The following is a 26,930-nucleotide window of genomic DNA, read 5'->3' as shown; positions in this document are numbered from 1 at the left end:
GGACCTGGCTGACACCATGCGCGGGTGAGCCGACTCGACCGCATCGCCCTCATCTCCGACGTCCACGGCAACCTCACGGCGCTCGAGGCGGTGCTCGCCGACATCGACGCGCGCGGCATCACCACGATCTACAACCTCGGTGACTACGTCGGCAAGGGGCCGCGCGGTCAGGCGTGCGTCGACCTGTGCCAGCAGCGGTGTGAGGTCAACGTCCAGGGCAACTGGGACGACTTCCTGCCCGACAAGGCCGACGCACCCGAGGGCAGCGCGATCCGGTGGTGGCACGACGAGCTGCGGCCCGAGCAGCGTGCCTGGCTGAAGGCGCTGCCGTTCTGCCACGACTTCGTGATGAGCGGTCGGCAGATCCGGCTCTTCCACGCCTCGTCCGACTCCGTCCACCACCGCGTGCGGTTCGACCACGACGGTGAGGAGTTCTTCGCGATGTTCGCCAGCACTGCTGCGACCGGTGACGGACCCGCGCCCACGGTCGTGGGCTACGGCGACACCCACGACGCGTTCTGCGAGACCGACTTCGGGCTGACGTTGTTCAACACCGGCAGCGTCGGCAACAGCCTCGACGAGACGACGCCGCACTACGTCGTCCTGGAGGGGGTGCTCGGCGGCACGCAGCCGGCACCCTTCGGGATCTCCTTCGTGCGCGTCCCGTACGACGTCGAGGCCGAGCTGGCGGTGTCGGCCGCCCTCGGGGCGCCCGAGCACGACCTCTACGTGAGCGAGCTGCGCGACGGGGTCTACCGTGGCGACGTGCGGTCCGGCCAGGCGCGCCGCTACCACCGCGCCCCGGCGCACCGACCCTCAGAGGAGCGTTCCGATGACGACGCCTGACCCCATCACGCCGGACACCAAGGACTGGACATGGGTGCTGCAGAAGGCCTGCCCTGACTGCGGATTCGAGGCCGGCTCCGTCCAGCCCGAGCAGGTCGGACCTCTCGTCCTGGAGCTCACCCAGCCGTGGCCGGCGGTGCTGCAGCGCGCCGACGCGCGCGACCGGCGTACGGCCGGGGTGTGGTCGGACCTGGAGTACGCCTGCCACGTGCGCGACGTCTGCCGTCTGTTCGAGCAGCGCACCCGGCTGATGCTGGAGCAGGACGAGCCGACGTTCGACAACTGGGACCAGGACGTCACGGCCGCCGAGAGCAGGTACGCCGAGCAGGACCCGTCAGCCGTCGCCGATGAGCTGCGCGAGGCCGCGAGCTCGTACGCCCGTGGCTACGACACCGTCACCGAGCCGGAGTGGCAGCGGACGGGTCTGCGTTCCAACGGGTCGGAGTTCACGGTGCTGACGCTCGCGCAGTACGGCCTGCACGACCTGCGCCATCACCTCCACGACGTCGACGCGTCAGTCGCCGGCTGAGCCCGCGTCCGGGTCCTGCGCCTCGGACGCCTCGACCTCGTCCTCGGGCGGCGTCGCGGACTCCTCGGCGATCGCGGGCCGGTGCGTCTCGGCGTCGCTGTCGAGGGTGTAGTCGTCGCGCACCTTGTCCCACTCGTGCAGCTGGTCGGTGTCGACGTGCACCTTCAGCTCTTCTGAGATCTCACCGTCGGGCTGCGCGGGCGTCGGGTCGGACTCGTCGGCCATGGTGACTCCTGTGGTCTCGTGCGGTCGGTGTGCACGACCATCGGAGCACGAAAGGCGTCCGGAGGACAGAGCCTCTAGACTGGCGCGCGCCGGCGTGGGTGATGACCCGCGAGTTCCCAGAAGGGCGCGCCGGGTCGACCAACCACCACCGACAGGAGCTCTTTCACCATGTCGTTCGATCACAAGGTTCGCGACCTGAGCCTGGCCGAGGCCGGCCGGCACCAGCTGCGACTGGCCGAGCACGAGATGCCGGGCCTGATGTCGCTGCGCGCTGAGTATGCGGGTGAGGCGCCGTTGAAGGGTGCCAAGATCGCCGGCTCGCTGCACATGACCGTGCAGACCGCCGTGCTCATCGAGACGCTGACCGCTCTCGGCGCCGAGGTCCGCTGGGCCTCCTGCAACATCTACTCCACTCAGGACGAGGCCGCTGCCGCTGCGGTCGTCGGCCCCGACGGCACGCCCGAGGACCCCAAGGGCGTCCCGGTCTTCGCCTGGAAGGGCGAGACGCTCGAGGAGTACTGGGACTGCACCAACGAGATCCTCACCTGGCCCGGCGGCGAGGGCCCCAACATGATCCTCGACGACGGCGGCGACGCCACGATGCTGGTCCACAAGGGCCGCGAGTGGGAGGCCGCCGGTCAGGTGCCGCCCACCACCGAGGAGGACTCCGAGGAGTTCAGCGTCTTCAAGGCGCTCGTGCGCAAGGCCCTCGCCGAGGACCCGCAGAAGTGGACGAAGATCGCCGAGGGCATCAAGGGCGTCACCGAGGAGACCACCACCGGTGTCCACCGCCTGTACGAGCTCGCCAAGGCCGGTGAGCTGCTCTTCCCCGCGATCAACGTCAACGACTCGGTCACCAAGTCCAAGTTCGACAACAAGTACGGCTGCCGCCACAGCATGATCGACGGCCTCAACCGCGCCACCGACGTGCTCATCGGCGGCAAGGTCGCCGTCGTCGCGGGTTACGGCGACGTGGGCAAGGGCTGCGCCCAGTCGCTCGCGGGCCAGGGTGCACGCGTCGTCGTCACCGAGATCGACCCCATCTGCGCGCTGCAGGCCGCGATGGAGGGCTTCCAGGTCACCACGATGGACAAGGCCGTCGAGTACGGCGACATCTTCGTCACCACGACCGGCAACTTCGACGTCATCACCGCCGAGCACATGTCGAAGATGAAGAACAAGGCGATCGTGTCCAACATCGGTCACTTCGACAACGAGATCGACATGGCCGGTCTGGCCAAGATCCCGGGCATCACGAAGGTCGAGATCAAGCCGCAGGTGCACGAGTGGACGTTCTCCGATGGTCGGTCGATCATCGTGCTGTCCGAGGGTCGCCTGATGAACCTCGGCAACGCCACGGGCCACCCGAGCTTCGTGATGTCCAACTCGTTCGCCAACCAGACGATCGCCCAGATCGAGCTGTTCACCAAGGGCGACGACTACGTCCAGGACGGCAAGCCCGTCGTGGCGACGCTGCCCAAGCACCTCGACGAGAAGGTCGCCCGCGCCCACCTCGGTGCGCTGGGTGTCGAGCTCACCGAGCTGTCCAAGAAGCAGGCCGAGTACATCGGTGTCGACGTGGCCGGCCCGTACAAGCCGGAGCACTACCGCTACTGAGCCCTGCTGCTCCACGCACCGCCTGTACGCCGTCCGCTCACCCGAGCGGGCGGCGTACCTGCGTGGGGGCGGCGCATTTGCAGAGGGCTGTGTGAAAATGTGCCGCGACCCTTGGCGCGCCGATCGCGAGCCCGGGAAGCCCGGAGGGAAGGAACACCACGGTGAAGGGCCGCGTACTCGTCGTCGATGACGACCCCGCACTCGCCGAGATGCTCGGCATCATCCTGCACAGCGAGGGCCTGGAAGTCACGCACTGCGCCGACGGCAGCACCGCCGTCCAGGCTTTCCGCGACAGCAAGCCCGACGTGATCCTGCTCGACGTCATGCTGCCGGGCATCGACGGCATCGAGGTGTGCCGTCGTATCCGCGGCGAGTCCGGTGTCCCGATCATCATGCTGACCGCTCGCACCGACACCGTCGACGTCGTCGTCGGGCTCGAGTCGGGCGCCGACGACTACGTCAACAAGCCGTTCAAGCCGCAGGAGCTCGTCGCGCGCGTACGAGCACGGTTGCGTCGGGGTGACGAGCCCGAGCCCGAGCGCCTCGACGTCGGCGACCTGACCATCGACGTCGCCGGCCACACGGTCAAGCGCGACGGCACCCCGATCTCGTTGACGCCGCTGGAGTTCGACCTGCTGGTCGCGCTCGCGCGCAAGCCCTGGCAGGTCTTCACCCGTGAGGTGCTCCTGGAGCAGGTCTGGGGCTACCGCCACGCCGGTGACACCCGGCTGGTCAACGTCCACGTGCAGCGGCTGCGGTCCAAGATCGAGAAGGACCCCGAGCGCCCTGAGATCGTGCTGACCGTCCGCGGCGTCGGCTACAAGGCGGGTTCGAGCTAGGCCCATGTCGAGCACCGCAGGCTCTGACGGTGCCGCCCACCGGCAGGCGACGGCGGCCGAGCCGTCCTGGGAGCACCGCCTCCGGCTGGTGTCGATGCGCGCCCGCTGGCGGCTGGGCCGACTGCTGCGCAAGGTGCTGCGGCCCTGGCGTCGTTCTCTGCTCGTCCGGGTCATGACCGTGACAGTCCTGCTCGGGTCACTGGTGTCGTTCGCGCTCGGCACGTTCATGTACCAACGCATCGCCGACGGCCTGGTCGACGCCAAGATGGCCTCCGCCGAGCAGGACGCCTACGCGCGCCTGTCCGAGGCCCAGGACACGATCGACAGTGCGCCCAACACCGACCCCGACACGCTGCGGCAGGTCGCGCTCGACCTGTCGACCAAGCTGCGCGCGCCCGACGGCTCCCGCCAGGTCGTGCTGATCCCCGGCAGACAGCACAGCGGTGTCGGGGTCGGCAGCTTCAACTCCACGGGCGCCGACCTGCGCTGGGTGCCGCAGAAGATCCGCGACGCCATCCAGGACGACGACACCCACCAGCAGGCGACGATGACCCGGGTCACGACGCCGGTGAGTGCGGACGACCCGACTCCGGGCACGCGTACGGTCCCGGCGGTGGTGATCGGCTCGCGGGTCGAGCTGCTCACGGCCGGCGAGTACGACCTGTTCTTCATCTACCCGATGAACCAGGAGGTCAACACCCTCGACATCGTCCGCAACTCCTTCCTGCTCGGCGGCCTGCTACTGCTCGCGCTGCTCGGTGGGCTGGCGTTCATGGTCACCCGCATGGTCGTCGCGCCGGTGCGTTCGGCCCGCTACGTCGCCGAACGGCTCAGCGCAGGTGCGCTCAACGAGCGCATGCAGGTGCGCGGCGAGGACGACCTCGCGCGCCTCGCGACGTCGTTCAACGCGATGGCCGACAACCTGCAGCGGCAGATCCGTCAGCTCGAGGAGCTGTCCGAGGTGCAGCAGCGGTTCACCTCCGATGTGTCGCACGAGCTGCGGACCCCGCTCACCACGATCCGGATGGCCGGAGACCTCATCCACCAGAGCCGTGAGGCGTTCACGCCACCGGTCGCCCGGTCCTCCGAGCTGCTGCTGCGTGAGCTCGACCGGTTCGAGTCGCTGCTGGCCGATCTGCTCGAGATCAGCCGTTTCGACGCCGGAGCGGCGGCCCTGGAGGTCGAGGAGGTCGACCTGCGCGACGTCGTACGCCGGGTCCTGGAGGCCACCCGCACCATCGCCGACCGCAACGGGGTCCGCGTACGCCTGCAGGCTGCCGACCCGTGCCGGGCCGAGATGGATCAGCGGCGTGTCGAGCGGATCGTGCGCAACCTGGTGACCAATGCGCTCGAGCACGCCGAGGGCGGGCCGGTCGACGTGGTCGTCGGCGTCAACTCGACCGCCGTCGCGGTGTCGGTGCGCGACTACGGCGTCGGCCTGCGTCCGGGTGAGGCGTCGATGGTGTTCAACCGGTTCTGGCGGGCCGACCCCGCACGAGCCCGGACCACGGGTGGAACGGGTCTCGGGCTGTCGATCGCGCTCGAGGACGCCCGGCTGCACCGCGGTTGGCTGCAGGCGTGGGGCGAGCTGGGTGAGGGGTCCTGCTTCCGCCTGACGCTGCCGCTCACCACCTCCACCGCGATCTCGCGGTCGCCGACGCGGCTGGTCGACGAGGGGCGCGCCATCGAGCGCGGTGAGGACCCCACCGATGCCCGCCCGGCGATCGTCGTACGAGACACGGGTGGTGACCGATGAGACGCGTGCTCGGCGCGGTGCTGATCGCCGTGCTGGTGACCGGCTGCGGCGGCATCCCGGACCACTCCGGGGTGGTGCCGCGGCAGGAGATCGGCCGCGCACCCGACGAGCCGCAGGTCGACGTCCAGCCCGAGGTCCCGACGCCCGGCGGCACGCCGGCACAGATCGCGGCGGGGTTCGTCTACGCCCACACCGGCATCGATGACCGGCAGTCGACGGCGAAGGAGTTCCTCACTCCGGCGGCGGTGAAGGAGTGGAACCCCGACCAGGGCATCGCAGTTCTGCGCAACGGGTCGCTCGCCGTCGAGCAGCAGGGCACGCAGGTCACGGTCACCGCCACCGTCATCGCCACCGTGTCGGCCGACGGTCGGATGACCCAGCTGGTCCGGCCCACCGCCTCGACGCTGCGGCTCCCTCTGCAACGGGTGAGCGGTGAGTGGCGGGTGTCGTCGGTGCCACACGGCCTGGGGCTGTGGCTGACGTCGTCCAGCTTCGACAACCTCTACCAGCAGCGCACGATCTACTACGGCGCTGCCAACGAGCAGAAGGTCCTGGTTCCTGACCAGCGTTGGCTGCCCAAGCGCGGCAGCATCACCTCGATGACCAAGGCCGTGCTGTCGCCTCCGGCGCCGTGGTTCACCTCATCCGTACGCCGGTCGGTGCCTGCCAGCACGCAGCTGGTGGGTTCGGTGCCGGTGTCCTCGACCGGCGTGGCGACGATCTCCTTGTCCGAGGACGCGCTGCTGGCGGCGCCGCAGGACCGCGCGACCCTGTGGGCGGCGATGGTCGAGACGCTCAAGGACATCACGCAGGTGAGCCGCGTCGAGATCACCGTCAACGGTGCTCCGTTCCCTGCTCCCGGTGTGAGCGCCGACGCCTTGAGCGCCGACGACATCGGATACCGCGTGGTCGCGCCGGCCTACCAGTCGGTCATCGTGCGGGACGCCGACGGCCTGCACTGGGACGACCAGCGGCGCAACGACATCTCACGGCCTCAGCGTGGCCAGCCGGACCTCGGTGACCTCCCCGCGATCGGCACCAACTGGCACTGGCTCGCGGCCGACGGCAAGACCCAGGAGATCGCCGGCGTCTCGGGTGACAACCGGACGGTCGGCCGCTGGATCGGTGGCCGGCTGCACCAGGTCCCACCGTTCGGACGACAGCTGGTGCGACCGGCGTACGACGGTGTCAACGGACTGTGGGTCGCGGGCCAGTCGCTCGGCACGGACAACGCTGCGCCGGGCAAGCCGGCGGCCGCGGCGGGCCCGGCCACGATCTGGGTGATCAACACCCGCCGACCCGCAGTGAGCGTGCAGCCCGAGCCGATCGTCGTACCCGGGCTGGAGGGCAAGGACATCGTGTCGGTGGCCGTGGCGCCCGACGGACAGCGCGCGGCGCTCGTGCTGCGCGACCGCACGACCCAGGCGACGGTCGTGCAGGTCTACGGTGTCGTGCGCGACCGTGACGACCAGGCCGTGCGGCTCACCACCCCGCGTGCGCTCAACGCCTCGATCCTGGCTGCCTCCGACGTCAGCTGGATCGACGGCACCACGGTCGCGGTCCTCGGGCGGGTCAGCTCCGACCCCGGGGTCGTGCAGCCGGTGCGGGTGCCTCTCAACGACACGGCCGAGGCGCTGGGCGCGGTGCCGGGTGCGCAGCAGGTCGTGGGTGGCACCGCGTCGCAGTTCAGCATGGCCGTCATCACCAACCGCAACACCATCGTGACCCGGCGAGGCAGCTCGTGGGACGCGATCGCCGAGGGCTCGGACCTGGTCGTCCCGGCGCCCTAGCGGTCCACATCCCTGGCCAGCCGACCCGGGCGTCCACAAGGCTGCCCGCGGCGATGGCTGCCGACGCCCGTCCTGCGCTGAGGTGGGAACCATGACGGCGCTGACCCACGCTCTGCTCGACCTGGTGCTGCCGGTGCGGTGCGCCGGGTGTGACGTGTCGGGAGAGCCCTGGTGCGCGTCCTGCCGCGGCGAGGTGGTGCGGCTCCGGCAGACCCCCGCGCGTCGTACCTGGCCCGACCCGTGTCCGCCGGGCTTCCCGCCGACGTGGGCGGCGACGTCGTACGACGGGCCGGTGCGGGCGGCCGTCGTCGCTCACAAGGACGGCGGACGGGTCGACCTGCTGGACCTGCTCGCGGCGTGGTGGTGCGACGCGGCCGCGACCGCGCTGGAGGCCGACGACCTCACCCGTTCGGCGCTGCGACGTGGCGAGCGGGTGCTCGTCGTGCCCGCGCCGTCCTCGGGCCGCTCGGTGCGTGAGCGTGGCCGCGACCCGTGGGCCGAGGTCGTCGAGCAGGCCACGCGCGGCCGTTCCGGGCTCGTGGCGAGCAGCGTGCTGCAGCAGGTCGGCCGCGTGCGAGACCAGGCGGGCCTGAGCGCCGCTCAGCGCTGGGCCAACCTCGAGGGAGCGGTTCGCGTACGCCGTGGAGCGTCCGTCGACGGGGCGACCTGCCTGCTCGCCGATGACGTGGTGACCACGGGCTCGACGCTCACCGAGGCGGCCCGCGCGCTGCATCATGCGGGCGCGCACCGCGTGGTCGCGGTGGTGCTGGCGGCCACCCCTCGGACGGTCGGCGCGATCCGTAGACGGCGCGGGGACGGTCGTCTACCGTGACTCTATGGAGCACCTGCTGCCCACGCAGCGCCTGGTGCGTCGAGCCCATCTCGGCTCCGCGCCAGCGTCTCCCGCCGAGTGCCCACCCTCCGCTCGACCTGGGGGTGATGCCGATTCCTGACCGGGCCTGAGCAGCCCGCTGATCTGCATCACCGACTTCAGGAGGTTGTCCATGGAGATCACCGTCACGGGACGTCACGCGACTGTCCCCGACCGGTTCCGCCGCCACATCGAGGGCAAGCTGGCCAAGGTGCCACAGCTCGACCCGAGGGTCACCCGGTGTGACGTCGTCCTGACTCACGAGGCCAACCCGCGCCAGGCCAAGGAAGCCGAGCGCATCGAGATCACCTGCCGGGCCAAGCGCACCGTCATCCGCGCCGAGGCCAGCGCTGACGACGAGTACGCCGCGCTCGACCTGGCCATGAGCCGCATCCTGGAGCGTCTGCGCCGCCAGCACGACAAGCGTCGTGTGCACCGCGGCCGGCACCAGCCGATCTCCGTCGCCCAGGCCACCGCTGATCTGCCCACCCACGAGCTCGGAGCCTCACCGGACGGCGAGGGCGAGCCGTTGCCCGACCACATCGTCAAGGTCGGCGGCGACGAGGACTGCCCGGTGCGCCTGCGCGAGAAGGTCCACTCGACGCACCCGATGAGCGTCGATGAGGCGCTCAGCCAGATGGAGCTGGTCGGACACGACTTCTACCTCTACGAGGACGCCGAGACCGGCAAGGCGAGCGTCGTCTATCGTCGTCGAGGTTGGTCTTACGGAGTCATCCAGCTCGAGGTCGACCGAGACAGCGCCGTGAGCCCGGACAGCGATCCCGTCCGCGTCGCGCGCAGTGGTCCGGACGCTGTGCCGGGGCGGGCCGCTGCGAGGGCCGAGTCCGCCTGAGCCACACCTTCCGCCGGGGGTGAGGTCGCAGACCAGCCCCCGGCGGAAGGAGTCCGCCCGTGAGCGCCGAGCCACGCCCGATCCGTGTCATGGTCGTCGAGGACTACGGCATCTACCGGCGCGGCATCGCGGTCGTCCTCGACCTCGAGCCCGACATCGACGTGGTCGGCGAGGCCGAGTCCGCTGAGCAGGCGATCCCGATGGCACGCGAGCTGGCGCCCGACGTCGTGCTGCTGGACATCTACCTGCCCGGTGAGAGCGGGATCGCCGCCTGCGGGCAGATCAAGGCCGCCTCGCCAGGCTCGCAGGTGCTGATGCTGACCGCCTCGGACGTCAACGACGACCTGGTCGCCGCGATCAAGGCCGGCGCGACGGGCTATCTCCTCAAGGACGTCGGCCCCGACGACCTCGCCGGCGGCATCCGTGCGGTCCACGGCGGGCAGCCGCTGCTGTCCCCGTCGCTGGCGTCGGTGCTGCTCGGAGAGTTCACCGACCTCGTACGCACCGCGCCATCCGCCGCCGCGGGCTCGGCCCCGGAGTCCTCGGTGCCCGTGCTCACCGACCGCGAGCGCGAGGTGCTCGCGCTGGTGGCCCGCGGCTGGAGCAACCGCACGGTGGCCGATGAGCTCTACATCTCCGAGAACACCGTCAAGAACCACATGCGCAACATCCTCGAGAAGCTCCAGCTCAGCTCTCGGATGGAAGCCGCGATGTACGCCATCCGCAACAACCTGGTCGACGACCCCGACGGGGTCTGAGGCGGTTCAGCCGTCCCCGTCGTCGGCGAGCAGGTCGAACCGCAGCAGACCGACGTACGACCCGTCGCCCAGCGGTTCGGCGCGACGGTCGGTGCCGACATGGGCGAACCCCAACCGACGGGGCACGGCCGCCGACGCCTCGTTGCCCTCGGCGACGTTGAGGGTGAGCCGCCGCAGCCCGAGGCCGCCGTCCTCGACCGCGACGAACGCGTGGCGTACGGCGAGAGTCGTCGCCTCGGTGACGACACCGCGTCCGCGCACGTCAGGATGGACCCAGTAGCCGATCTCGGCCGAGGTCGGGTCGAGCCCGTCCAGGCCCATCAACGAGATCGCGCCGATCGCGATGTCGGTCGCCGGGTCGGAGATGCACCAGCCGACCGTGGCTCCCGCCCGGGCCTTGTCCCGCATCATCTGCACGTAGCCGTGCGCCGACTCCGGCGTGTACGGGTCGGGCAGCCCCGAGAGCCAGTGCCGCGTGACCGGGTCGCTGCACGCCTCGACGATGCGTGGTGCGTCGGCGTCCCGCCAGGGGCGCAGGCGTACGCGCTCGCCGTCGACGACCGCGACGTCGAGACCGGGGGAGGGGGCGTCGTCCTGCTGGGCGCGCCAGGAGTCGGCGAGCAGCTCGAAGAACGTGCCGTCCGCCAACGAGCCGTCCGCTCGTGCGAACGCCTGATGATCGGCACCCCAGCGCTGAAACCCGTTGTGCTCCAACAGCTTTTGCGACGCGACGTTCTCCGCGTCGGTGGCTGCGTGCAGGCGGTGCAGGCCGAGGCCTTCCTCGGCGACGGGGGCGAAAGCGTGCTCGAGCACCGCCGGGATCGCCTCCTGCAGCACGCCGGCGCCGCGTGCGTCGGCGTACAGCCAGTACCCGATCTCGGCGTTGCCGGGTGCGCCCGCGCCGATCTCGAAGAGCATGAGCGCGCCGAGCGGTGCGTCGGTCGCCTCGTCGGCGATGCACCACTTCACGACCGCGCCGAGGTCGCGCATCCGCTCACCGCGCTCGTACCACGCGTCGTACGTCGCTGCGTCGGGCTGGGCGCCGGCCGGCATGAACCGCAACGAGTCGCGGTCGAGGTCCTGCTCAGGCCGCGGTCGGTCGTCGGGTCGCCACGGTCGCAGCCGCAACCGCGTCGTCTCGAGCACAGGTACGACGGCCGGCTCGATGGTCTGCGCCACCCGGTCGTCGCTCGCGAGCAGCTCGAACGAGATCGCCCCGCTCGCCGGTCGGTCGTCGTGGGCGATCACCTCGCGCTCGGTGGAGGCCTGCCGGAACCCCGCCCGGCGAAGCGCCCGCTGTGAGGCGCGGTTGCCCTCGTCGGTGCCCGCCCACAGCCGGTGCAGACCCAGGCCGCTGAGCCCGGCGTCGTCGGTGCGGTCGGCGAACGCGTGCGGCGCCAGGAGTGCGAGGGCGTCCTGCACGGCGCCTCGGCCGCGTGCGTGGGTGTGCAGCCAGTAGCCGATCGTGCCGCTGCCTCGGGTGAAGTCGCGGTCCAGGTGCTGCACCTGGATGCCGCCGAGCGGCTCGTCGGTGGTGGCGTCGGCGATGCACCAGAACACGCCCTGGCCCACTGACATCCGCTCCAGGCGCTGCTCCCGCCACGCGGTGAACCCCTCGGGTGTCGGCTGCATGCCCTCGTTGAACCGCTCGGCCACCTCGTCCGGGACGACGGACGGTGCGTCGTCCTCGCGCCAGGGCCGGAGGCGTACGCGGTCACCCTCGAGAACGGCAGCCTCCCACCAGGGGTGACGCGGAGTCCGTGGCTCGTCGCGGTGCAGCGAGCCCGTCCACGCGTCGCCGCGCTCACCGAGCCCGTTGACCAGGGACTGGCGCTGCATGCCGTCGCGACGGAACCCGTTGGCCCACGCCACCCGCCAGGACGCGAGGTTGCCGACCATGGCCCGCCACACCATCACGTCGACGGCGTCGTGCGCGAAGGCCCAGTCGATGATCAGCCGGGCCGACCGGCCGGCGATGCCGCGGCCGCGGACGTCCGGGTGCAGCCCGAAGCCGATGTCACCGACGCCTGCCCCCGTGACCTGGTAGTTGATCGTCCCGGCGAACTGCCCGTCGACCTCGACCGCCCACCACCGGCCGGCCCCGTCCTCCCAGTCGGAACGGATGACCTGCAGGAAACCGCGGGCGTGCGACGCGTCGTACGGCATCGGTACGGTGGTCCACCGCTGCGACCGAGGATCGTTGACCTGCTCGACCAAGCGCTCGACGTCGGCAGGCCGGTGGTCGCGCAGCGTGACCGGACCGTCGGTCAGGGTGGGTACGACATCGGGGAACGTCGGCGCTCGCATGGCCTCACCCAAGCAACAATGGCCTGCGGTCTCAACGGACATACGGCGCGCCGACGGCCGGCACTCAACCTTGTCGCGGGCTGCTGCGTCCTTGACGTCATGAAGCCGCACGGGGAGGTCCGGTGAAGCCCGAGGACGAGGCCGACTTCGTCGCGTTCGTGACGGCCTCGTCACCGCGGCTGCTCCACCTCGCGTGGCTCAGCTGCGGCGACCCGCATCTGGCGCAGGAGCTCGTGCAGGAGACCTTCGAGCGCGTCTACGTGCGCTGGGGCCGCGTCGGCTCGGACAACCCGCTCGCCTACAGCAGGCGCGTGCTCATGAACCTGCGCACGGATCGGTGGCGACGGCGCCGCAAGGAGACGCTGTCCTCGGACGGCGCGGTGCCCGAGTCCGCCGTGGGTGCGGACGAGCACCGTCGCGCGGAGGACCGCGACCTGCTGGTTCGCCTGCTGCGTGACCTCCCGCCACGCGAGCGTCAGATCGTGGTCCTGCGCCACTACGACGACATGTCCGAGCGCGAGGTGGCCGAGGCACTCGGGGTCAGCCTCGGGACGGTGAAGAGCTCGGCCTCTCGGGGGCTCGCGACCATGCGCGCCGCACTCACCCAGATCCAGGAGGTATGACGATGGAGCACTCGGACGATCTGGATCTGGTGACGCTCGTACGCGACACCCCTGCGCCGCCGATGACGATCGACCCCGACCGTGTCCGCTCGCGTGGACGTCGGCGAGCCAGACGGCGCCGGGCCGTGCAGATCGGGGTTACAGCGGCCGTGGCGGGTGTCCTCGTCGGACTCGCCCTCCAAGGGCCACCGATCTCTGCGGACCGGGGCACGTTCCCGGCCGCCTCGTCGTCGACCGTGGTCGACGATCGCCCGTACAGCTTCTTCGGGTCCATGCCTGCAGGGCTCCCGCGTGACCAGGTGGAGTTCGGCAGCAACGAGCCCCAGGACGTCGACTCCACGAACCCGACCGAGCGGCTGAGCGCTCAGCGCTACCAGGTGCGTGAGAGCAGCACGGGCGCCCTCACCGTCGTGCGTGCCGGCTCGGGTCGCGCGCTGAAGGAGGTGGCCCGGCTGAAGGGCGGAGTCGTCCAGCTGACCGACGGCGAGCGCACCATCGTGGTGGCGCCGGTGCCGTCGGCCACCACGGGCTTCGATCCCGTCTCGACGTCAGAGGCCGACTTCACCAGCGCCACCACGGTCGGAGCAGTCCTGCCCTCAGGGCGCAGGGTGGCGGTGTCGGACAGTCCGCTCCTCGTCGGGCGGCTGACCGCGGTCCGGTGGTTCACCAGCACGGGCGAGGTGCGTTCGAGCACGGGGGAGCGGGCCGGAGTCGCGCGCGTTCCGGGTGGTTTCGTCTACGCCTTCGCGAGCGACCCGACGCGGTTCGGCACGTTCATGGCCAGCGGGGTCGGCATGCAGGAGGCCCCGGTCGACGCGTTCGCCTCGGAGCAGACCTCCGGCGGGTCGCCGGACGGGACGGCGGCGCCGGTCACGACGTACGCGCTCGCGCTCCCGCGGGGAGCGACGGACCTGACGGTGATCAGCGACGGTACGCCGCTGCCGGTTCGCCCCCGGGTGCAGCCTCTCGCCGGCACTCCGCTGGACGCTGTCACCTTCGAGATGACCGAGCAGGGCGGCGAGGTGGCGGCACCTCCGACCCGGTCGATCACCTGGAAGGACGCAGCGGGGCGCCCACAGACCCGCCCGCTGCAGTCCGGGTGAGCCCGGGAACCCCGGTCCGGCGTGACTCGCTGGAAGGAACGACTACCCTAGGTGGGTCTGTCCTGTGTGCAGCATCACGACGTGCTGCGCCCGGGGCACGTCGTCATCCGGCCGGCAGCGCGTACGTCGACCGGGATGCCAACCGCAAGCGTCGCCCCACCGGCGCAACGACCAGGAGTCCTGCGTGCCCAAGATCGTCGAGAAGGTACTGCGTGCTGGCGAAGGCCGCCTTGTCAAGAAGCTGGAGGGCATCGCCGAGCAGGTCAACATCCTCGAAGAGGACTTCCAGAAGCTCACCGACGACGAGCTGAAGGCCGAGACCGCGAGCTTCAAGAAGCGCCTCAAGAACGGCGAGACCCTCGACGACCTGCTGCCCGAGGCCTTCGCCGCGGTCCGCGAGGCCAGCGTGCGCACCATCGGCAAGCGGCACTTCGACGTCCAGGTCATGGGCGGTGCCGCCCTGCACATGGGCAACGTGGCCGAGATGAAGACCGGTGAGGGCAAGACGCTCGTCGCGACGCTCCCGTCGTACCTCAATGCGCTCTCGGGCAAGGGCGTGCACGTCGTCACCACCAACGACTACCTCGCCGAGTACCAGTCCGAGCTGATGGGCCGCGTGCACCGTGCGCTCGGCCTCGAGACCGGCGTGATCCTGGCCTCCATGACGCCCAAGCAGCGTCGTGCCGAGTACGCCAAGGACATCACCTACGGCACCAACAACGAGTTCGGCTTCGACTACCTGCGCGACAACATGGCCTGGTCACAGGACGAGCTGGTGCAGCGCGGCCACAACTTCGCGATCGTCGACGAGGTCGACTCGATCCTCATCGACGAGGCCCGCACCCCGCTGATCATCAGCGGTCCGGCCGACGAGGCCACCAAGTGGTACGTCGAGTTCGCCAAGATCGTCCAGCACCTCAGCCGCGCCAAGAAGGACCGCGACAACAAGGTCGTCCCCGGCAGCGGCGACTACGAGGTCGACGAGAAGAAGAAGACCGTCGGTCTGCTGGAGTCGGGCATCGAGAAGGTCGAGGACCTGCTCGGCATCGACAACCTGTACGAAGCGCACAACACGCCCCTGATCGGCTACCTCAACAACGCGATCAAGGCCAAGGAGCTGTTCAAGCGCGACAAGGACTACGTCGCGGTCAACAACGAGATCATGATCGTCGACGAGCACACCGGCCGCATGCTGTCCGGTCGTCGCTACAACGAGGGCATGCACCAGGCGATCGAGGCCAAGGAAGGCGTCGAGATCCAGAACGAGAACCAGACGCTCGCGACGGTCACGCTGCAGAACTACTTCCGCATGTACTCCACGCTCTCGGGGATGACCGGTACGGCCCAGACCGAGGCCGCCGAGCTGTACCAGATCTACAAGCTGGGTGTGGTGTCGATCCCGACCAACCGCCCGATGGTCCGCAAGGACCAGGCCGACCTCGTCTACCGCACCGAGGAGGCCAAGTTCCGCGCCGTGGTCGACGACATCGCCGGCCGCCACAAGGAGGGCCAGCCCGTCCTGGTCGGCACCACCAGCGTCGAGAAGAGCGAGCGCCTCTCGGAGATGCTCAAGCGCAAGGGCATCCCGCACGAGGTGCTCAACGCCAAGTACCACGAGCGCGAGGCCGCGATCGTCGCGCAGGCCGGCCGCAAGGGCGCCGTCACGGTGTCCACCAACATGGCCGGTCGAGGCACCGACATCATGCTCGGTGGCAACCCCGAGTTCATGGCTGTCGCGACGCTGAAGAACAAGGGCCTGGACCCCGAGGAGACGCCGGAGGAGTACGAGGCGCAGTGGGACGAGGCGCTCGCGCGCGCTGAGAAGTCGGTCGCCAAGGCTCACGACGAGATCCAGGAGCTCGGGGGCCTGTACGTCCTCGGCACCGAGCGGCACGAGTCGCGCCGCATCGACAACCAGCTGCGCGGTCGTGCCGGTCGTCAGGGCGACCCCGGCGAGAGCCGCTTCTACCTGTCGCTGCAGGACGACCTGATGCGTCTGTTCAACGCCGCGATGGTCGACCGGTTCATGCAGACCGCCAAGATCGAGGACGAGGTCCCGATCGAGTCCAAGATGGTCAGCCGCTCCATCCAGAGCGCGCAGAGCCAGGTCGAGGCGCAGAACTTCGAGATCCGCAAGAACGTCCTCAAGTACGACGACGTCCTCAACCGTCAGCGCGAGGTCATCTACGACGAGCGCCGCCGGGTGCTCGAGGGCGAGGACCTCGAGGACCAGATGCGCTACTTCGTCAACGACACGATCGACGCCTACGTCCACGGTGCGACCGACGAGGGCTTCGTCGACGAGTGGGACCTCGACCAGCTGTGGGAGGCGCTGCGCCAGCTCTACCCGGTCGCCATCACCCCCGACGAGGTCGAGGAGGAGGTCGGCGGCCGCGCGGGCCTGACGGTCGAGCTGCTCCAGGAAGAGCTGCGCTCGGACGCCCAGCACGCCTACGACGCCCGCGAGGCCCAGCTCGGCGACCGCGTCGCGCGTGAGGTGGAGCGGCGGGTGGTCCTGTCCGTGCTCGACCGCAAGTGGCGTGAGCACCTCTACGAGATGGACTACCTCAAGGAAGGCATCCACCTGCGTCAGATGGCTCAGCGTGACCCGCTGGTCGAGTACCAGCGCGAGGGCTACCAGATGTTCGACGCGATGAACGACGCGATCAAGGAGGAGTCGGTCCAGTACTTCTTCCACGTCGAGGTCGACCCCGCCGAGGTCGAGTCGTCGCTGCCGGCGAGCAAGCCGAAGATGCAGCTGAGCGCTCCCGGCGAGGACGGTCAGGCCCACCAGCGCGAGGTCGACGACGAGGGCCGGGTGCTCGATGAGGACGCCTCGTTGCCGCGCCGTGAGCGCCGCGCCCGCGCCAAGGCCGACAAGAAGTCGGGCGGCTCCAGGTCCAGGAGCAAGGCCAAGGCCAAGAGCCGCTGATCGTCGTACGACGACCGCACAGGGCCGGGTCCCGGAGTCATCTCCGGGACCCGGCCCTTCGTCGGTCTGCCGCGCTCAGCCGATGACGAGCTCGGTGACCAACCACCGGCCGTCGGCGCCGTTGAGGCGCATCGCGACCGCGCGTACGCGCTCGTCGAGGACGACCACCGCGGCGACCTCGGCGACGCCGTCCACCGGCTCGTCCACGCGCAGCCGTCTGACCTGGGTGCGCTGCACGGCGGCACCTCGACGCTGAGAGACGCGGTGCCGGCGTACGACGCGAGCGTGGACGTCCGCAGTCATGCACCGCGTGAGCTGATGCGGTGCGCGTGCTCCGCTGATGGATTCCAGGGTGGCGGCGAGGACCTGGCGAGCCCATGCCGTCGGGTCGGGGAGATCCGCGCGCCCGGTCGCCTGGGGCCCGAAGTACGGGTCGGCATCGGGCCGGCGGAAGTCGATCGCCAGCGTGCCCTGGACAGCAGCCGGCACGGCCCGCGGGCGGTGCCCGCGTCGAGGAGCCCGCTCGAACAGCTGCCGCACGGCTGCGTCGTCGAGAGCGGGTGGTTCGACCTCGCGGACGGGACGCAGCGTGACGGGCCGGGCGCAGGTGCGGGCGGCGGTGACGGTCATCGCAGAGCTCCTTCGGGAATGCGCAGGGTCTGTCCGACCTGCAGGACGTTGGGATCAGCGCCGATCACGACGCGGTTGGCGGCGTACCAGCGGGGCCATTCCTCGGCGACCCGTGCGGCGTCGGCGTCGTCACCGAGGTGTCGTTCGACCAGGGACCACAGGTCGTCGCCGCGGTGCACGACGATCTCGCCCGCCGGCGCGTCGCCCGCGCACCCGGCGAGCAGCCGGACGTGCTCGGCGCCGTGGGCCCGGACGGCGGCAGGGCGGGTGGGAGTCCAGCCCGGGACGGGTGCACCCTTCGGGCACTCCGCCGTCGGCTCGCTGGTGCTGCCGAACGACGGCGCGGGTGCGGCTGCGTCCGATGGTGGCGTGATCCCGAACGACGGCACCGGTGCCGGCGCGTCGACCTGGCTGACGACCGCGACCGGATCGGGTGAGGAGGCGGCCTGGGCCGGTCCCGAGCCGAGAGCGGTCAGCGCCAGGAGCAGACCGGTGACACGCATCGACAGATCGGGCGCGAGGTGCCAGGGGAGGACCACCGCATCACGAGGTGCGGTGCGCCGCGGCCGGAGCAGCTCGACCGCGCAGGCGAGCAGCAGGACGACACACCACATCAGCGCCAGGACCATCACGGCGAGCGCGACAGCGGTGACCGCCTCGTCGAGCCGCACGGTGCGTTCTCCGGTGAGCTCGACGATCAGCGTGCGGAGTGCGCGGGCAGCGAGCACGGCGGCGCCGGCAACCGCTGCTGCGGCGAGCAGGCCGAGCAGGCCCGCTCGATGGCGATGAGCCCTGCGGACTCGCCGTGGCGTGTCAGTGGAGCGTTGCATGCGTCCCCCGGTGCGGTTCGTTATCGATGACTGCACATTAATGACGTTTGATGTCATCTGTCTACCGTTAGTGACGCATCGATGCTGTCGGCGCATGGGAATGCGGGCTCTAGGATGCGGCTGTGCGCTGGCAGGACCTGTTCGCTGATCTCGAAGGACAGCTGCGCCACTCCGAGCTGCGCGACCGCGATGCCGAGGTGGCCGACCGCACTCGTCGCGAGCGCGCGACGATCGGCTGGCTCGACCGCGCCGCCATGTCGGTCGGCGCCCCGATCACGGTCAGCACTCCCGCCGGACCGGTGGCGGGCAGGCTCGACGACCTCGGTCAGGACTGGCTGCTGCTGGAGGAGACCGGCCGGCGTACGGCGCTCGTGCCCGTGCATGCGGTGACGTCCGTGACCGGGCTGGCCGCGCACGCCGACGCGGGCGAACGCCTCGGGCGTCGGTTCGGACTGACGGTCGCCCTGCGCGCGATCAGCCGCGACCGGGCGGCGGTCGTGATGCACGACCTGTGGGGCGGCAGCGCCACCGGCACCATCGACCGCGTCGGTGCCGACCACGTCGACCTCGCCGAGCACCCCGCCGACGTCGTACGCCGGCCGGGCAGCGTCACCGGCGAACGGGTGCTGCCGTTCGGGTCGCTCGCCGTCGTACGCCGGGCGTGAGCCTCAGGCGTCGATCTCGTCGTCGGCGAAGGCGTTGCTCTCGACCTGCTGGCGCGTCTGGGCGTAGGCCCGCTGGATGTAGTTCTCCAGCTCAGCGGTCTCGACGCGCCAGCTGTTGCCGACCTTGATCGCCGGCAGCTCACCGCTCTTGACCAGGTTGTAGGCCTGCCGAGAGGAGATGTTCAACGTCTCGGCGACGTCGGCGATCTGCACAAAGCGCGGCACGGCTGCTCCTACGGGGTGTACGCGGGTCGGTCCCCAGCCTGACGCATGAGCGCGAGCCGTGCATCACGCGCTGTGGACAACCGCCGACGCTAGCACTGCGTGGGCCGCAGCCTGTGGACGACCGGCGCGCGGTTCATGACCATTTCTTTACCCTCGCGATCGGACCGTCCGCCGCTGTGGCGGGCCACCATGTGGTGCCGCTGCGGACGCAGCCGCGCAGACGAGGAGGAGCAGGTGGGGGACACACGCGAACGATCGGCCGACGGAGCACTTCCGAGGCCGACCGCGCAACGGCTGCAGAAGCCGTCCTGGCGTGACAGCCGCCTCGTGGTGGGTGTGCTGCTGATCGCGCTGGCGACGGTCGCCGGCGCCACGGTGATCCAGCGTCTGGACGACTCGGTCGAGGTGCTCGTGGCCACGCGGTCGCTCGTGCCCGGGCAGCCGATCACCGGCGACGACGTGCGCACCGTCCGGGTTCGGCTCGACGACTCGAGCACCTACGTCTCGGCGGCCAAGGCGCTCCCGGCGGGCCGGGTGACGCGCGAGATCCGGGCCGGTGAGCTGTTGCCGCGGTCTGCCGTCGGCACCGCAGCGCAGGTCGACGTCAAGGCCGTGTCGGTGCGGGTCGACGCCTCGCTCGCGGCCACCCTCGTCGAGGGGTCCGTCGTCGACGTCTGGGTCAGCACCAAGAAGGACGCTGCCGGAGTCGCGAGCTACAACAAGCCGCAGCGGATGGTCGAGCGTGCGGTCGTGTCGTTGGTCCCGAGCGACGAGGGCAGGTTCGGGGTCGGCTCCGGGCAGGACGCCGCCGTGCATGTCCTCGTGCCCACCGCCAAGGTCCCCGACGTCATCGGCGCCGTCAACACCGACGCCCGGCTCACGCTCGTCCCGACAGCCGGATCGCCCCTGCGGAACCCGTCATGACCGTCACCGTCCTCACCGCGGTCAGCGTGCACCTCGAGGCGGAGGTCGCCACCCGTGTCGAGGCGGCATCGGGCACGCGTCTCGTACGCCGGTGCGCCGATGTCGAGGACCTCCTCGCCGCAGGCGCGGCGCGGGTCGCTCGTACGGCTGTGATCAGCGCCGATCTGCCCCAGCTGGACCGCACGGTCGTCGCCGACCTGCGGGCTGCCGGCGTCCTGGTCGTCGGTGTGTTCGCCGAGGGAGCCGAGGACGACCAGCGGCGCCTGCGCCAGCTCACCGTCGAGCGCCTGATCTCTGCCGGTGCGCCTGCGGGCGACTGGTCGGACGTCCTCACGCCGCCGTCCGACGACGCGGACGGCGACCAGAACCCGCGTCGAGTGGTGCCCGATCCCGGCGACCCCACCGACACCGACATCGATGCGGCGATCAGCCGAGAGCTGCTCGGCGAGCAGCGGCCCGTGCTGCGACCGCTCACGGGTGCATCGGTTCTCCCAGCACCTTCGGAGCCGGCCGCTGACGTGCGGGTCGCGCTGCCACGCGCTCAGTCGTCCGAGCCCTCCCCACCGCACCGGGTCGTGGCCGTCTGGGGCCCGACGGGTGCCCCCGGACGCACCACCGTGGCCGTCAACCTCGCCGCTGAGATGGCTCGTCTCGGCCGCACCGTCGTCCTGGTCGACGCCGACACCTACGGCGCGTCCGTCGCCCAGCACCTGGCTCTGCTCGACGAGGCACCCGGCGTCGCAGCCGCGGCGCGGCTCGCCGACGCTGGTGTCCTCGACCAGCCCCGGCTCGCGTCGATCGCACCCGAGGTCGCACCAGGGTTTCGGGTGCTGACCGGGCTGCCGCGCGCCGACCGCTGGCCCGAGCTGCGCGAGGACGCGTTCGTCGAGGTGCTCGCGCAGTGTCGGACGCTGGCTGATGTCACGGTGGTCGATGTCGGCTTCTGCCTCGAGGAGGACGAGGAGCTCAGCTACGACACGCGGGCGCCACGCCGCAACGCCACGACCACGGCGGCGCTGCGCGTGGCCGACGACGTGCTCGCGGTCGGGGCCGCCGATCCCGTCGGCCTGCAACGTCTCGTACGCGGCCTGGACGAGCTGCGCGCCTTCACAACGACTCCGCACGTGGTCGTCACCAAGGTGCGGTCGGCGGCCGTCGGCGGATCGCCCGAGCGACGGGTCCAGGAGGCACTCGACCGGTTCGCCGGTGTCGGGGCGGTCGTCACCGTGCCGGACGACCGGGCCGCGCTGGACGCCGCGATGCTCGCGGGGCAGACCTTGGCCGAGGCCGCACCCGGCTCCGCCGCCCGGCGCGCGATGGCCACGCTCGCAGGGGACCTCGTCGGCGTCGACGTGGTGCTCCGGCGCCGACGGCCGCTGCGTCCACGGCGCGGACGGAGCGTCGAGCCGGTCTGACGATGGCAGGATGGCGGCCGTGGTCGAACGCATGAGCTCGCTGGACTCCTCCTTCCTCTACCTGGAGGACCGCACGACGCCGATGCACGTCGGCAGCGTGCTCATCTTCAGCCAGGCCGACGACGGCTTCGACTACGACCGCCTGGTCAGCCTGGTCACGAGCCGCATCGCCTACGTCCCGCGCTACCGCCAGCGCGTGCGTGAGATGCCCGGCGGCTTGCTCAACCCGGTCTGGGTCGACGACCCCGAGTTCGACGTCACCTACCACGTACGACGCTCGGCGCTTCCGCGACCCGGCACGATGGCCCAGCTCGAGGAGTTCGTCGGACGCATCGAGGCCCGCGGGCTCGACCGCCACCGACCCCTGTGGGAGATCTACCTCGTCGAGGGGCTGCAGGACGGGCGTTTCGCGATCGTCACCAAGACCCACCAGGCCCTGGTCGACGGCGTCCACGCGATCGACATCGGCCAGGTCATCGTCGACGCCGACGCCGACTCCGGTGCGCCCGTGCCCTACACCTGGCGCGCCGAGCGCGAGCCGAGCAGCGTCGAGCTCGTGGCGCACGCCGCGTTCGACGCCGTACGGCGACCCACCTCGCTCGTCGGCACGGTGCGTTCGGGTGTGCGCGACACCGGTCGGATCGCGAGCCGGATCGCCTCACGCGTCGGTGGGGTGGTCCAGACCGTGGCGCGGTCGGCAGCGCTGCCGGCGCCGGCGAGCCCCCTCAACCGTGAGGTGGGCGCGCACCGCCGCTTCGTGATGGTGTCGACCGATCTCAAGGACTACCAACGCATTCGACGCCGGGTGTCGAAGTCGCGCGGCGCGGTCGACGTGACGGTCCACGACGTCATCCTCGCCACCATCACCGGTGGTCTGCGCTCGTGGCTGCTCACGCGCGGCGAGTCCATGACGACCGGCGAGAGCATCCGGGCGATGGTGCCCGTGAGCACCCAGGTCGACGGCGCCGAAGGCGGCGCCGGCAACGTCACGCCATGCTTCGTCGACCTGCCCGTCGGTGAGGCCCGCCCGACGATGCGACTGCACCAGGTGGCCTACTCCATGCAGCAGCAGATCGAGCGCGGGCAGGGCGTCGGAGCCTCGACCCTCGCGGGGATCGCCGGCTTCGCCCCGCCCACCTTGCACTCGCTCGGCGCGCGGCTCGGCAGCGCCATGTCACGACGGATGTTCAACCTGGTCGTGACCAACGTGCCGGGCCCCCAGCAGCCGCTCTACGCCGCCGACGCGCTGATGACGGCGTCGCACCCCGTCATCCCGCTGGCCAAGGGGCAGGCGCTCGCGATCGGGCTGACGTCGTACGACGGCGGCGTCTACTTCGGTCTCAACGCCGACCGCGATGCGATGCCCGACGTCGACGTGCTCGGCCAGTGCCTGGTCGACGCCCTGGAAGAGCTGCGTGAGGACAAGGAGGTACTCGCATGAACACCACCACCCGTGTCTACCTGCCGGTGACCGCTGACGACCTGGCGGCGCTCGACGAGCGGCGTGAGCTGCCGGGCCCGACCCGTGAGGCGTACGCCGTCACGGCCGCCGTCCTGCGCGCCCAGCCGCACGAGGACCCCGAGGTTCTCGAGTACGGCGCCCTGCAGGACGCCGCGCTCGCATCGGGTGCCGGGGGAGTGCGCATCGTCGTGGCTGCCGCTGACCTCGAGCAGCCCGTCGTGCGTGAGCCTGACGAAGGCATCGAGACGGCGGTCGTGGTCGACGGTGCCGTCGCCCTGCCGCGCATCGTGAGCCTGCACGTCGGAGACGTCGGCGCCGACACCTCGGGCGAGGAGGACGTCGAGCTGTCCTGGTACGACGTCACCGAGATCGCCCTCGTGCGTGCCGAGCTCGCCCGGTGAGCTCAGAGCCCCGACGGTTCAGGTGGTCGCTCGCCGAGTCGGTCGAGGCTGCGAGAACTCTTGCGCTGCAACGGTTTCCGGACGCCGAGTGCGCCTGGCTCGGTGGCAGCGTCGTGCGCGGGACAGCGACCGCGACGTCCGACCTCGACGTGCTCGTACTCCTCAACGGTCATCCGGCGCCGTTCCGTGAGTCGGTGACGTACGACGGTGTGCCGGTCGAGCTGTTCGTCCAGACGCACGAGTCGTTGCGGCGCTTCCGTGACGAGGACCAGCGGCGCCGCCAGCCGACGACGGCACGGCTGGTGGCCGACACCGCCCGGTTGCTCGGTGATGCCGCCACCCTGGACGCGGTCGAGCGTGAGTGCAGAGCCGAGATCGAGGCCGGCCCACGGCCGTTGAGCCCGGACGAGATCGACCGGCAGCGGTACGTCCTCACCGACCTGGTCGACGACCTCACGGAGGCGCCGAGCGCCGAGGCGACCCTGCTGGTCGCGATGGTGCTCGAGGGTGCGATCCGACTGCTGCTCGGGCTCGAACGTCACTGGCAGGGCACCGGCAAGGGACTCGTGCGCGAGCTGGAGCACTGGTACGCCACGGGTGCCGACGACTCGGGCGTCGGCGCGCTCCTGCTCGCGGCGCTGGAGGACCCGAGACGGCTTGCGGTCGAGGCTGCCGAGGACGTGCTGAACGGTTGCGGCGGAAGGCTTTTCGAGGGCTATCGCATCGGGTGAGCGACCGCCTGGCCGAGCATCTCGGCCAGGAACGGGTCGACCGCGGTGTGATAGCCCTGCGGGTCGTCGAACCTCACGAAGTGCCCTGCACCCTCGACCACGGCAGCGCTGATTGCGGTGTTCTCGAGCTGTTCGAGCATCCCGAACGTCGCGTCGTCGACGGTGTTGTCGGGCCGGTCGCCCGTCACGAGCAGGGTCGGGAGCGTGATCGCCGCTGCGACCTCGGTCCACGGGGGTGCGAGCGACGCACTGGCCGGAGTGCTTGAGCAGCGGGTCGATCTGCGTGGCGGACGTGGCCCACGCCTGCACCAGCTCGTCGGACCACCGCGGGTGCTCGGCGCGCAGCGCGGCCACGGCTGACTCGCGGTCGTCGCGGAACTCCTGCGCCCACTCCTGCGCGGGGTGGTCGTCACGCCAGGCACGCGCACGCTCCAGCGGCATCCAGGCGGGGTCCTCGAGCACGAGGGCGTCGACCAGGTCCGGGCGCTGGGCGCCGACCGCGGCGGCGACGCCCGCGCCCATCGAGTGGCCGACGAGCGCGATCTGCGAATCCCGCCCAGGGTCAACGGATTCGATGAGCGTGATGACGTCGGCGATCATCGTCGGGGCAGCGGTCGGCTTGGCCTGCTCGGCGGTCAGTCGTGCCGACGAGCCGTGGCCACGCGCATCGGGGACCACGACACGACAGCCCTCCCACCGGCGTACGGCGTCGTCCCACACCCGGGCCGAGCCGAGGAAGCCGTGCAGCAGCACGAGGGTCGGTCCGTCACCGTCGGTGACGTGAACGGTCAGGTCTGCGGGCGCCAGTGCCATGGGCAGCACCCTAGGACGGCCGTCCCGACACCGAGTGACCCGTGCCACGATGGGGCTGTCCGACACATGGACACCGCTGTCGTCGCCCGAAGGAGCCACCCACCCATGGACGCTGTCACCCAGGTCCCCGCCCCGATCAACGAGCCCGTCCTCGACTACGCCCCCGACAGCCCCGAGCGGGCGCGTCTCGAGGTGGCCCTCGCCGAGCTGGCCTCGGAGCAGGTCGAGCTGCCGCACACGATCGGCGGCAAGCGGGTCATGGGTGGCGGCCGCGCCGTGGCCGTCCGTCAGCCGCACGCGCACCGTTCGGTGCTCGGCACCCTCAAGAACGCCACCGTCGCCGACGCCCAGGCTGCCGTCGACGCGGCCAAGGCCGCGGCGCCCGGATGGCGCGCCCTGTCGTACGACGACCGCGCGGCGATCCTGCTCAAGGCCGCCGACCTGCTGGCCGGTCCGTGGCGTGCGCGCCTCAACGCCGCGACGATGCTCGGCCAGTCCAAGACCGCGTACCAGGCCGAGATCGACAGCGCGTGCGAGCTGATCGACTTCTGGCGGTTCAACGTCCACTTCGGTCGCCAGGTGCTGGCCGAGCAGCCCGTCGCCAACTCGCGAGGCGTCTGGAACCGCACCGACCACCGCCCGCTCGAGGGCTTCGTCTACGCGATCACGCCGTTCAACTTCACCGCCATCGCCGGCAACCTGCCGACCGCGCCCGCGCTGATGGGCAACACGGTCGTCTGGAAGCCCTCGCCCACGCAGCAGCGCGCCGCCCAGCTCACGATCGAGCTGCTCGAGGCCGCGGGCATGCCGCCCGGCGTCATCAACCTGGTCACCGGCGACGGCATCAACGTCTCGAAGGTCGCGCTGAAGGACCCCGACCTCGCCGGCATCCACTTCACCGGCTCGACCGCGACCTTCCAGCACCTGTGGCAGGAGGTCGGCTCGAATCTGCAGTCGTACCGCACCTATCCGCGCCTCGTCGGCGAGACCGGCGGCAAGGACTTCATCCTCGCCCACCCCTCCGCCGACCCCGACGTGCTGCGCACGGCCATGATCCGCGGTGCGTTCGAGTTCCAGGGCCAGAAGTGCTCGGCCGCCTCACGCGCGTACGTCCCGCAGTCGCTGTGGCGCAAGATCAAGAAGGACCTGGTGTTGCTCACGGAGGGCATCACCCAGGGCGACGTCACCGATCTGTCCAACTTCATGGGTGCAGTCATCGACGCGCGGGCGTTCGCCAAGCACAAGGACGCGATCGACATGGCCCACGCTCACGCCGACATCGAGGTCATCGCGGGCGGCACGTACGACGACTCGGTCGGCTACTTCGTCCGCCCGACGGTGCTCGAGGTGAGCAACCCCGAGCACGAGGTGTTCTCGATCGAGTACTTCGGACCGATCCTGGCCGTGCACGTCTTCCCGGACCGTCAGTACGACAAGGTGCTCGACCAGATGGAGTCGTTCGCCCCGTACGCCCTCACCGGCTCGATCATCGCCCAGGACCGCACGGTCATCGCTGATGCTCAGGAGCGGCTGCGCTACGCCGCCGGCAACTTCTACGTCAACGACAAGCCGACCGGTGCGGTCGTCGGTCAGCAGCCCTTCGGTGGCGCCCGCGGCTCGGGCACCAACGACAAGGCCGGCGCCGCGCAGAACCTCATGCGCTGGACGAGCACCCGCTCCATCAAGGAGACGTTCGTCCCGCCGACGGACTACACCTACCCGCATCAGGGCTGAGATCCACGTACGAAAACCGGCTCATCCCAATCGGGGGTGTAGGAGTTGGGG

The 26,930-nt window shown here is 70.7% G+C and carries 24 protein-coding genes and 1 pseudogene; 19 read left to right on the top strand and 6 right to left on the bottom strand.

What is annotated here, in order from left to right:
• Positions 1-24: 24 nt before the first annotated feature.
• Both VV01_RS12175 and VV01_RS12170 read left to right on the top strand, forming a co-directional pair.
• On the top strand, positions 25-846 hold the full coding sequence (locus VV01_RS12175) for a metallophosphoesterase family protein (protein ID WP_050670120.1): 822 nt from the start codon (positions 25-27) through the stop codon (positions 844-846).
• Entirely contained in the window at positions 833-1,375 is a 543-nt protein-coding gene (locus VV01_RS12170) for a DinB family protein (protein WP_050670119.1), read from the top strand. Before VV01_RS12175 ends, VV01_RS12170 begins: the two co-directional genes overlap by 14 nt.
• On the opposite strand, the gene VV01_RS12165 is transcribed toward VV01_RS12170, so the two are convergent.
• Positions 1,361-1,600 (bottom strand): hypothetical protein, encoded by a 240-nt coding sequence (locus VV01_RS12165; RefSeq protein ID WP_050670118.1) that lies wholly within the window; start codon positions 1,598-1,600, stop codon positions 1,361-1,363. The genes VV01_RS12170 and VV01_RS12165 overlap by 15 nt on opposite strands.
• A 168-nt stretch (positions 1,601-1,768) precedes the next feature.
• Between VV01_RS12165 and ahcY the strand changes: the two genes are divergently transcribed.
• The 7 genes from ahcY (at position 1,769) to VV01_RS12130 (ending at position 10,084) form a co-directional block, all read left to right on the top strand.
• Positions 1,769-3,217: an adenosylhomocysteinase gene (gene ahcY / locus VV01_RS12160; protein ID WP_050670117.1), complete on the top strand. Its 1,449-nt coding sequence runs from the start codon at positions 1,769-1,771 to the stop codon at positions 3,215-3,217.
• A 161-nt stretch (positions 3,218-3,378) separates the two neighbouring features.
• On the top strand, positions 3,379-4,056 hold the full coding sequence (gene mtrA / locus VV01_RS12155; protein ID WP_050670116.1) for an MtrAB system response regulator MtrA: 678 nt from the start codon (positions 3,379-3,381) through the stop codon (positions 4,054-4,056).
• A 4-nt stretch (positions 4,057-4,060) separates the two neighbouring features.
• Complete coding sequence (gene mtrB, locus VV01_RS12150) at positions 4,061-5,812, top strand: MtrAB system histidine kinase MtrB (RefSeq protein ID WP_071606364.1); 1,752 nt, start codon at positions 4,061-4,063, stop codon at positions 5,810-5,812.
• The gene (locus VV01_RS12145; RefSeq protein ID WP_082220954.1) at positions 5,809-7,602 is read left to right on the top strand and encodes an LpqB family beta-propeller domain-containing protein; all 1,794 of its coding nucleotides are present in this window, start codon (positions 5,809-5,811) and stop codon (positions 7,600-7,602) included. Before mtrB ends, VV01_RS12145 begins: the two co-directional genes overlap by 4 nt.
• Before the next feature lie 91 nt (positions 7,603-7,693).
• Positions 7,694-8,434: a ComF family protein gene (locus tag VV01_RS12140; RefSeq protein ID WP_050670114.1), complete on the top strand. Its 741-nt coding sequence runs from the start codon at positions 7,694-7,696 to the stop codon at positions 8,432-8,434.
• A gap of 172 nt (positions 8,435-8,606) precedes the next feature.
• Positions 8,607-9,326: a ribosome hibernation-promoting factor, HPF/YfiA family gene (gene hpf / locus VV01_RS12135; protein ID WP_050670113.1), complete on the top strand. Its 720-nt coding sequence runs from the start codon at positions 8,607-8,609 to the stop codon at positions 9,324-9,326.
• A gap of 59 nt (positions 9,327-9,385) precedes the next feature.
• Positions 9,386-10,084, top strand: a complete 699-nt coding sequence (locus VV01_RS12130) for a response regulator (RefSeq protein WP_050670112.1) — start codon at positions 9,386-9,388, stop codon at positions 10,082-10,084.
• Positions 10,085-10,090: 6 nt separating this feature from the next.
• Here VV01_RS12130 and VV01_RS12125 read toward each other — a convergent pair whose 3' ends face one another.
• Positions 10,091-12,391: a GNAT family N-acetyltransferase gene (locus VV01_RS12125; protein WP_050670111.1), complete on the bottom strand. Its 2,301-nt coding sequence runs from the start codon at positions 12,389-12,391 to the stop codon at positions 10,091-10,093.
• Between the two features lie 122 nt (positions 12,392-12,513).
• On the opposite strand from VV01_RS12125, the gene VV01_RS12120 reads away from it, so the two are divergent.
• From VV01_RS12120 to secA, 3 genes are all read left to right on the top strand, one after another.
• On the top strand, positions 12,514-13,014 hold the full coding sequence (locus tag VV01_RS12120) for a SigE family RNA polymerase sigma factor (RefSeq protein ID WP_050670110.1): 501 nt from the start codon (positions 12,514-12,516) through the stop codon (positions 13,012-13,014).
• Positions 13,015-13,016: 2 nt separating this feature from the next.
• Entirely contained in the window at positions 13,017-14,117 is a 1,101-nt protein-coding gene (locus VV01_RS12115) for a hypothetical protein (protein WP_050670109.1), read from the top strand.
• Between the two features lie 184 nt (positions 14,118-14,301).
• Positions 14,302-17,049: a preprotein translocase subunit SecA gene (secA, locus tag VV01_RS12110; protein WP_050670108.1), complete on the top strand. Its 2,748-nt coding sequence runs from the start codon at positions 14,302-14,304 to the stop codon at positions 17,047-17,049.
• Between the two features lie 75 nt (positions 17,050-17,124).
• Here secA and VV01_RS12105 read toward each other — a convergent pair whose 3' ends face one another.
• Together VV01_RS12105 and VV01_RS12100 are read right to left on the bottom strand one after the other, a co-directional pair.
• Positions 17,125-17,679, bottom strand: coding sequence for an Rv3235 family protein (locus VV01_RS12105; RefSeq protein WP_050670107.1), 555 nt, complete (start codon positions 17,677-17,679; stop codon positions 17,125-17,127).
• Entirely contained in the window at positions 17,676-18,509 is an 834-nt protein-coding gene (locus VV01_RS12100; RefSeq protein WP_050670106.1) for a LysM peptidoglycan-binding domain-containing protein, read from the bottom strand. Before VV01_RS12100 ends, VV01_RS12105 begins: the two co-directional genes overlap by 4 nt.
• 122 nt (positions 18,510-18,631) lie before the next feature.
• Between VV01_RS12100 and VV01_RS12095 the strand changes: the two genes are divergently transcribed.
• The gene (locus VV01_RS12095; RefSeq protein WP_050670105.1) at positions 18,632-19,174 is read left to right on the top strand and encodes a hypothetical protein; all 543 of its coding nucleotides are present in this window, start codon (positions 18,632-18,634) and stop codon (positions 19,172-19,174) included.
• Between the two features lie 3 nt (positions 19,175-19,177).
• On the opposite strand, the gene VV01_RS12090 is transcribed toward VV01_RS12095, so the two are convergent.
• Positions 19,178-19,399, bottom strand: a complete 222-nt coding sequence (locus VV01_RS12090; RefSeq protein WP_050670104.1) for a helix-turn-helix domain-containing protein — start codon at positions 19,397-19,399, stop codon at positions 19,178-19,180.
• A 234-nt stretch (positions 19,400-19,633) separates the two neighbouring features.
• On the opposite strand from VV01_RS12090, the gene VV01_RS12085 reads away from it, so the two are divergent.
• Genes VV01_RS12085 through VV01_RS23895 form a run of 5 tightly spaced genes read left to right on the top strand, consistent with a single transcriptional unit; the run spans position 19,634 to position 24,332 of the window.
• A complete protein-coding gene (locus VV01_RS12085; RefSeq protein ID WP_050670103.1) occupies positions 19,634-20,323 on the top strand; it encodes an SAF domain-containing protein in 690 nt (229 codons plus the stop codon).
• Positions 20,320-21,738, top strand: coding sequence for an AAA family ATPase (locus VV01_RS24615; protein ID WP_050670102.1), 1,419 nt, complete (start codon positions 20,320-20,322; stop codon positions 21,736-21,738). The genes VV01_RS12085 and VV01_RS24615 overlap by 4 nt, the downstream gene beginning before the upstream one ends.
• Positions 21,739-21,769: 31 nt before the next feature.
• Positions 21,770-23,179, top strand: coding sequence for a WS/DGAT/MGAT family O-acyltransferase (locus VV01_RS12075; RefSeq protein ID WP_231635223.1), 1,410 nt, complete (start codon positions 21,770-21,772; stop codon positions 23,177-23,179).
• Positions 23,176-23,601 (top strand): DUF6912 family protein, encoded by a 426-nt coding sequence (locus VV01_RS12070; protein ID WP_050670101.1) that lies wholly within the window; start codon positions 23,176-23,178, stop codon positions 23,599-23,601. The genes VV01_RS12075 and VV01_RS12070 overlap by 4 nt, the downstream gene beginning before the upstream one ends.
• Positions 23,598-24,332, top strand: a complete 735-nt coding sequence (locus tag VV01_RS23895; RefSeq protein ID WP_050670100.1) for a nucleotidyltransferase domain-containing protein — start codon at positions 23,598-23,600, stop codon at positions 24,330-24,332. The genes VV01_RS12070 and VV01_RS23895 overlap by 4 nt, the downstream gene beginning before the upstream one ends.
• Here the strand turns inward: VV01_RS23895 and VV01_RS24930 are convergent.
• Positions 24,267-25,145: pseudogene (locus tag VV01_RS24930) on the bottom strand (alpha/beta fold hydrolase); the annotation flags it as partial. The gene VV01_RS23895 and the pseudogene VV01_RS24930 overlap by 66 nt on opposite strands.
• 105 nt (positions 25,146-25,250) lie before the next feature.
• On the opposite strand from VV01_RS24930, the gene pruA reads away from it, so the two are divergent.
• On the top strand, positions 25,251-26,879 hold the full coding sequence (gene pruA, locus VV01_RS12055) for an L-glutamate gamma-semialdehyde dehydrogenase (RefSeq protein ID WP_050670098.1): 1,629 nt from the start codon (positions 25,251-25,253) through the stop codon (positions 26,877-26,879).
• The last annotated feature ends 51 nt before the right edge of the window (positions 26,880-26,930 follow it).

Origin of the sequence: Luteipulveratus halotolerans, from assembly GCF_001247745.1 — a bacterium.
GTDB classification, from domain to species: domain Bacteria; phylum Actinomycetota; class Actinomycetes; order Actinomycetales; family Dermatophilaceae; genus Luteipulveratus; species Luteipulveratus halotolerans.
This window is presented reverse-complemented; position numbering and strand designations above follow the sequence as displayed.

Bases quoted from the DNA above. Each gene is read 5' to 3' on its own strand.
- VV01_RS12170 (WP_050670119.1), top strand. From the start codon at position 833: ATGACGACGCCTGACCCCATCACGCCGGACACCAAGGACTGGACATGG.
- VV01_RS12165 (WP_050670118.1), bottom strand. From the start codon at position 1,600: ATGGCCGACGAGTCCGACCCGACGCCCGCGCAGCCCGACGGTGAGATC.
- ahcY (WP_050670117.1), top strand. From the start codon at position 1,769: ATGTCGTTCGATCACAAGGTTCGCGACCTGAGCCTGGCCGAGGCCGGC.
- mtrB (WP_071606364.1), top strand. From the start codon at position 4,061: ATGTCGAGCACCGCAGGCTCTGACGGTGCCGCCCACCGGCAGGCGACG.
- VV01_RS12145 (WP_082220954.1), top strand. From the start codon at position 5,809: ATGAGACGCGTGCTCGGCGCGGTGCTGATCGCCGTGCTGGTGACCGGC.
- VV01_RS12140 (WP_050670114.1), top strand. From the start codon at position 7,694: ATGACGGCGCTGACCCACGCTCTGCTCGACCTGGTGCTGCCGGTGCGG.
- hpf (WP_050670113.1), top strand. From the start codon at position 8,607: ATGGAGATCACCGTCACGGGACGTCACGCGACTGTCCCCGACCGGTTC.
- VV01_RS12125 (WP_050670111.1), bottom strand. From the start codon at position 12,391: ATGCGAGCGCCGACGTTCCCCGATGTCGTACCCACCCTGACCGACGGT.
- VV01_RS12115 (WP_050670109.1), top strand. From the start codon at position 13,017: ATGGAGCACTCGGACGATCTGGATCTGGTGACGCTCGTACGCGACACC.
- VV01_RS12105 (WP_050670107.1), bottom strand. From the start codon at position 17,679: ATGACCGTCACCGCCGCCCGCACCTGCGCCCGGCCCGTCACGCTGCGT.
- VV01_RS12100 (WP_050670106.1), bottom strand. From the start codon at position 18,509: ATGCAACGCTCCACTGACACGCCACGGCGAGTCCGCAGGGCTCATCGC.
- VV01_RS24615 (WP_050670102.1), top strand. From the start codon at position 20,320: ATGACCGTCACCGTCCTCACCGCGGTCAGCGTGCACCTCGAGGCGGAG.
- VV01_RS12075 (WP_231635223.1), top strand. From the start codon at position 21,770: ATGAGCTCGCTGGACTCCTCCTTCCTCTACCTGGAGGACCGCACGACG.
- VV01_RS12070 (WP_050670101.1), top strand. From the start codon at position 23,176: ATGAACACCACCACCCGTGTCTACCTGCCGGTGACCGCTGACGACCTG.
- pruA (WP_050670098.1), top strand. From the start codon at position 25,251: ATGGACGCTGTCACCCAGGTCCCCGCCCCGATCAACGAGCCCGTCCTC.